5 protein-coding genes are annotated in these 5,018 nt (G+C 44.5%); all 5 read left to right on the top strand.

Translation table 11 applies throughout. The annotated features are described in order from the left end of the window. Positions 1-279: RidA family protein (locus ACEW8U_RS02550; RefSeq protein ID WP_373520466.1), on the top strand; the 279-nt coding region annotated here is incomplete at its 5' end. Positions 280-335: 56 nt separating this feature from the next. After that, positions 336-734, top strand: coding sequence for a nuclear transport factor 2 family protein (locus ACEW8U_RS02545; protein WP_373520465.1), 399 nt, complete (start codon positions 336-338; stop codon positions 732-734). A 186-nt stretch (positions 735-920) separates the two neighbouring features. Continuing rightward, complete coding sequence (locus ACEW8U_RS02540; protein WP_373520464.1) at positions 921-1,940, top strand: DUF3500 domain-containing protein; 1,020 nt, start codon at positions 921-923, stop codon at positions 1,938-1,940. 55 nt (positions 1,941-1,995) lie between these two features. Beyond that, positions 1,996-4,113, top strand: a complete 2,118-nt coding sequence (locus ACEW8U_RS02535) for a PQQ-dependent dehydrogenase, methanol/ethanol family (protein ID WP_373520463.1) — start codon at positions 1,996-1,998, stop codon at positions 4,111-4,113. Between the two features lie 146 nt (positions 4,114-4,259). After that, on the top strand, positions 4,260-4,892 hold the full coding sequence (locus tag ACEW8U_RS02530) for a DUF2306 domain-containing protein (protein WP_373520462.1): 633 nt from the start codon (positions 4,260-4,262) through the stop codon (positions 4,890-4,892). Positions 4,893-5,018 lie beyond the last annotated feature (126 nt).

The raw sequence follows: 5,018 nt of genomic DNA, 5'->3' as shown, positions 1-5,018 counted from the left end.
ATGGACGATGAAGGTGGTCCGACCGCAGTGGGCGATTTTCTCCAACAGATGAAAAACTGCTATTCCGATCTGGAAAAAGTGCTGAAACACTATGGATGCAGCTTTGAAGATGTAGTGGTGGAGAATGTATTTACGACAGATATGCCGGCATTTTTGGAACATGCCGAATACCGCAATTCCATCTATACCCGGCAGTTTCCGACCGGATCCTGGCTTGAGGTCAAAGGCTTGGCATTGCCAGAATTCCTGATAGAAATCGAATTGGAAGTACATAAATGATGAATACAATAAAACATAAAATTCAATTCAAATAAACCCTTAAAAAGAACATTAAAATGGAAAACAAGAACATGTCTATCATAGATGGACTTTACAAAGCTTTTGCTAAAGGGGATATTCCTGCAGTACTTGGTGCTATGGATCCAAATATAGTCTGGAATGAAGCCGAAGGCAATGCCTATGCAGATGGTAATCCTTACATTGGGCCTGAAGCTGTCTTGAATGGCGTTTTTGGCCGGATAATGCAGGAACATGAATATTTTAATTTGGCAGATATCGAGCTGCACGAGATGTTCAACGATAAAGTGCTGGCCACTTTGCGCTATGATGCAAAATCCAATAACGGAAAAAGTTATAATGCCCAAGTGGCCCATTTCTGGACATTGAAGGACGGGAAAGTAGCTACTTTTCAGCAGTATGTGGATACTAAAAAATTAAGTGAGGCTTTGAATTAGTGGAACCTTCGCTCTTCGAAATTTGCAATTTCGAAGTCAGATAAACCGAATTTATAATTCGGGTTATTAGCTGGCTGATTAAGTTCGGATTGCAAATCCCTTTTATCTGTGGTTCGGGATTTCAAATCCCGAACAGCTGAATTTGAGAAACCCATCCCTTAGGCATCATAAAAAAACTCCCGTGATATGAGGAAAATTGTTATTGTTAGCCTTTTGGCTGTTGCAGCTATAGTTATGGCATCCGGCCTGTTGCCTGATAAACCTGCAGTTGATTTTTTGAACTCTCTAACTCAGCCTCAAAGGAACAAAACGCAAATGCCCTTCAATGACGATTCTAGAATCCGCTGGCATTATATACCTAGTTCAATGTTTTCTAGAGCAGGAATTCAGCTGAACGAACTTGATCCAAATCAGAAGTCCAAATTGGAGGAACTCCTCAAGACTTTTCTATCAGAAACGGGATATAATAAAACGAAGAAAATCATCGATTTAGAAAATATCCTTTTGGAAATCAGTGGAGATTCAATCATGAGGAATCCCGAAAATTATTCGGTAGCATTTTATGGAAATCCTGAAAAGGACAGCTTATGGGCATTTTCTTTCGAAGGACATCATATTTCCCTGAATTTTACAATTCATAACGGAAACGTTGAAATTGCTCCCCGATTTTTAGGAGCGAATCCAGCAAGAATTCTTTCCGGACCCAGAGAAGGTGAGCGCACGCTTCAAAAGGAAGAGGACCTGGGTTTTGAATTGATAAACTCATTATCAGAAGAACAAAGGAAAATGGCAATATTTCAGCAGGAACCATTTTTTGATATTGTTACAGGGAAATCCCCTGAAGTCGAACCTTTAAGTCCCGTGGGAATTATGTATGGTCAGCTAAGCAGGAATCAGCAACTTATTTTTTTAAAACTTCTGGATGAATACCTATCCACCATGCCGGCTGAGCAGGCCGAAAAGAGAATGAATAGCATTAAGGATGAAGAAATAAATGAGGTAAGATTTGGATGGGCCGGAGCAACTGTCCTCGGTGAAGGTCACTATTACCGGATTCAAGGGAAATCGTTTTTGATTGAGTTTGACAATGTCCAGGATAAAGCCAATCACATTCATACCGTGTGGAGAGATTTTGACGGAGATTTCGGTAGGGATATGATTAGAGAACATTATAAGAATTCGGATCATCTTAAACATGATTTATAAAAACCCTTGTCCCCGATAAACCTAAAAGTTTAAAGTTATAAATTAAAGTAATCATATGAAAAAGACCTTATCAGCCTTAATCGGACTATTGCTATTGGTTTCTTGCGGCAATAAAAATCAAACCCCTCACTACGGCGATATCGCTCTTGCTGATGAGGAGCAGACCTCAGACTGGCTTGCGTACGGCCGTACTCATAACGAGCGGCGGTATAGCCCTGCCACTGACATCAATACCGAAAATGTGGCTGACCTGAAAGTGGATTGGTTTATAGACCTCCCAAACGATGTGGGCCTGGTGTCAACACCTCTGGTGGTAAATGGCGTGATGTACTTTACCGGAACCATGAATATCATCAGGGCGGTAGATGCAACGAACGGCGCTCTGATCTGGGAATTTGACCCCAAAGTAGTTGACGAAGTAAAGGGAAAGAGGAAAATTGGATGGGTTCACAGCCGGGGGATCTCGTTTTATGAAGGCAGGATTTTTGCCGCCACTTGGGATGGCAGGCTGATTGCCATTGATGCCGGCACAGGCGCCGAGATCTGGTCGGTTCGTACCTATGATATGGAGCGGTCCCTATACATTACGGGAGCTCCCAAGGCTTTCAAGGGAAAAGTGCTTATCGGCAACGGCGGAACGGAAAATGGCCCGACCCGCGGCTGGGTTACTGCCTATGATGCGGATACCGGTGAGGAGGCTTGGAAATTCTATATTGTGCCCGGAAATCCGGCCGACGGCTTCGAAAATGCAGCCATGGAAATGGCGGCTGAGACCTGGACAGGCGAGTGGTGGAAGCACGGCGGGGGCGGTAATGCCTGGCACGGGTTTACCTATGACGCCGAACTCGATATGCTCTATATCGGAACGGGAAACGGATCGCCATGGAACCGGAAAATCAGAAGCCCAGGCGGCGGTGATAATCTTTTTCTAAGCTCCATAGTGGCGCTGAACCCAGATACGGGCGAATACATCTGGCATTACCAGACCGCACCGGGAGATACCTGGGACTACACATCCACGATGGACATCATTTTGGCTGACCTGAACATTGAAGGCGAAGAGAGAAAAACAATTCTGCATGCGCCAAAGAATGGCTTTTTCTATGTAATTGACCGCAAGACGGGCAAACTGATTTCCGCTGAGCCTTATACTGAAACCACTTGGGCATCTCATATTGATATGGAAACAGGCCGGCCTGTCGAAGTGGAAGGTTCGCGGTATGAGAACGGGCCAGCTGATATCACCCCCAGCCCCTGGGGTGCTCATAACTGGCAGGCCATGTCGTACAATCCGCAAACCGGGCTGGTCTATATTCCCACCCATCATCTTTCAATGAATTTTTCCGATGAAGGGATAGATTTTGAGAACTGGCAGGCCCGGGAATTTACCGGTGGAGTTGGAGTGCGCTATAGATTGTCTGATAAACAACCAAGGGAGTATGGTGCATCTCTGCAAGCATGGGACCCAGTTAAACAAGAAGTAGCTTGGTATCTGCCACAAGAGACATTTTGGAATGCCGGTACATTAACTACAGCCGGAAACCTGGTTTTTCAGGGGCGGTCGGACGGCAAATTTCTGGCTTATGAAGCATCAACGGGAGAAATCTTGTGGGAGTTTGATGCCGGGCTGGGTATTTCTGCTCCACCGATCACGTACACGATTAACGGAAGGCAGTACATTTCGCTGCTGGTTGGCTTTGGCGGAGGTTTTGCCGGGCTGAGTACGGATGCTGCCGAACTGGGTTGGTCGTATGGCATGCATACCCGGCGCCTGATAAGCTATTCGCTGGAGGGTTCTGCAGAGATGGCCGCTCTTCCACCGCCCTTTTTTCCTGAACCTCTGAATGATCCTAATTTTACAATCAACGATGAGATGGCAGCAAGAGGAGCCATAGTATACGGGGGCTGCGGTGGTTGCCATGGACCTGGTTTAATTGCCGGAGGCATGGCACCGGACCTGAGGGCATCGGCTCTTGTTTTAAACAAAGAAGCTTTTTCTTCTGTTGTGCGCGATGGCATTTTAGCTGGAAGAGGGATGCCAGGACAACCTGAAATTACGGACAGAGAACTGGAAGACCTACAGCACTATGTCCGGCAAAGGGCCATGGAAACTTCAAATTCGGAAAGGACATTGGGCACAAACAATTCTAAGAAAGAAGAAGGATCACATTAATGTTAGGCCATGCAAACAGATCTACTTCAGTTCCTCACCAGATCCTAGCTTGAATTCAAGAGCTTGGCATTACCCGAGTTTTTGATCAAAATCGAATTGGAAGTGCATGTATTTCATAAATAATATCAACCGAATCATAAAACCCTATGGCCAAATCCCTCACCCTTGTCCTCAATAAACCTAAAACCTGGCTATTGCTATTTGCTTGGGCATTCCTTATCATCTTTGCCGTAAAGTTTGTGATCAATGATGCCCTTCCCTATTACGGGTTTGATGAGGAAGTATATGGTAGATTTTGGATCATGAAATGGCCATTGATCGGTCATATTTCAGGTGGGCTGATTGCTTTGACTATTGGACCCTTTCAGTTTTGGACAGGTTTCAGAAAGAGATATAGGAAAATCCACCGAGTGATGGGTTTGACGTACATTACAGCTATTCTAATCGGGACAATCAGTTCAGTTAATCTGGCCCTTACTACAGGCATGGCCGTTCATTGGACCTGGGCACTGTCATTGATTGCATTGGCTTTTGCTTGGATCTCCACTACCGGATTGGCTTTCAGATTTATCCTCTTGGGCCGGATTCAAATGCACAAGGAATGGATGGTCAGAAGCTATGTAGTCACTTTTGCTTTTGTGCTATTCAGATGGCTGAACAGCACCCAGGTTTTTGTGGAAATGGGAAACTTCATCGAAAGAGGGCCCACTATGATATGGGTTTCCTGGGTCATTCCACTTTTTATTACCGAGCTTATTCTTCAGTGGAATAAGAAATAAAGAAGAAAATTATATAGGTTTTAATACAATGCTTAAAGTTTGATTTCCAATTGATAAAACATTTTATTCACTTTTAACTCAAATTAAAATATGAAAGTAACAGCTTTTGCTGCCAACGGGCCGCAT

Source organism: Aquiflexum sp. (assembly GCF_041751335.1).
Taxonomy (GTDB): domain Bacteria; phylum Bacteroidota; class Bacteroidia; order Cytophagales; family Cyclobacteriaceae; genus Aquiflexum.
The sequence above is the reverse complement of the archived record's forward strand: the minus strand, read 5'-3'. Positions and strand labels throughout refer to the sequence as shown.

Coding starts and splice junctions, on each gene's coding strand:
- ACEW8U_RS02545 (WP_373520465.1), top strand. CDS start 336: ATGGAAAACAAGAACATGTCTATCATAGATGGACTTTACAAAGCTTTT.
- ACEW8U_RS02540 (WP_373520464.1), top strand. CDS start 921: ATGAGGAAAATTGTTATTGTTAGCCTTTTGGCTGTTGCAGCTATAGTT.
- ACEW8U_RS02535 (WP_373520463.1), top strand. CDS start 1,996: ATGAAAAAGACCTTATCAGCCTTAATCGGACTATTGCTATTGGTTTCT.
- ACEW8U_RS02530 (WP_373520462.1), top strand. CDS start 4,260: ATGGCCAAATCCCTCACCCTTGTCCTCAATAAACCTAAAACCTGGCTA.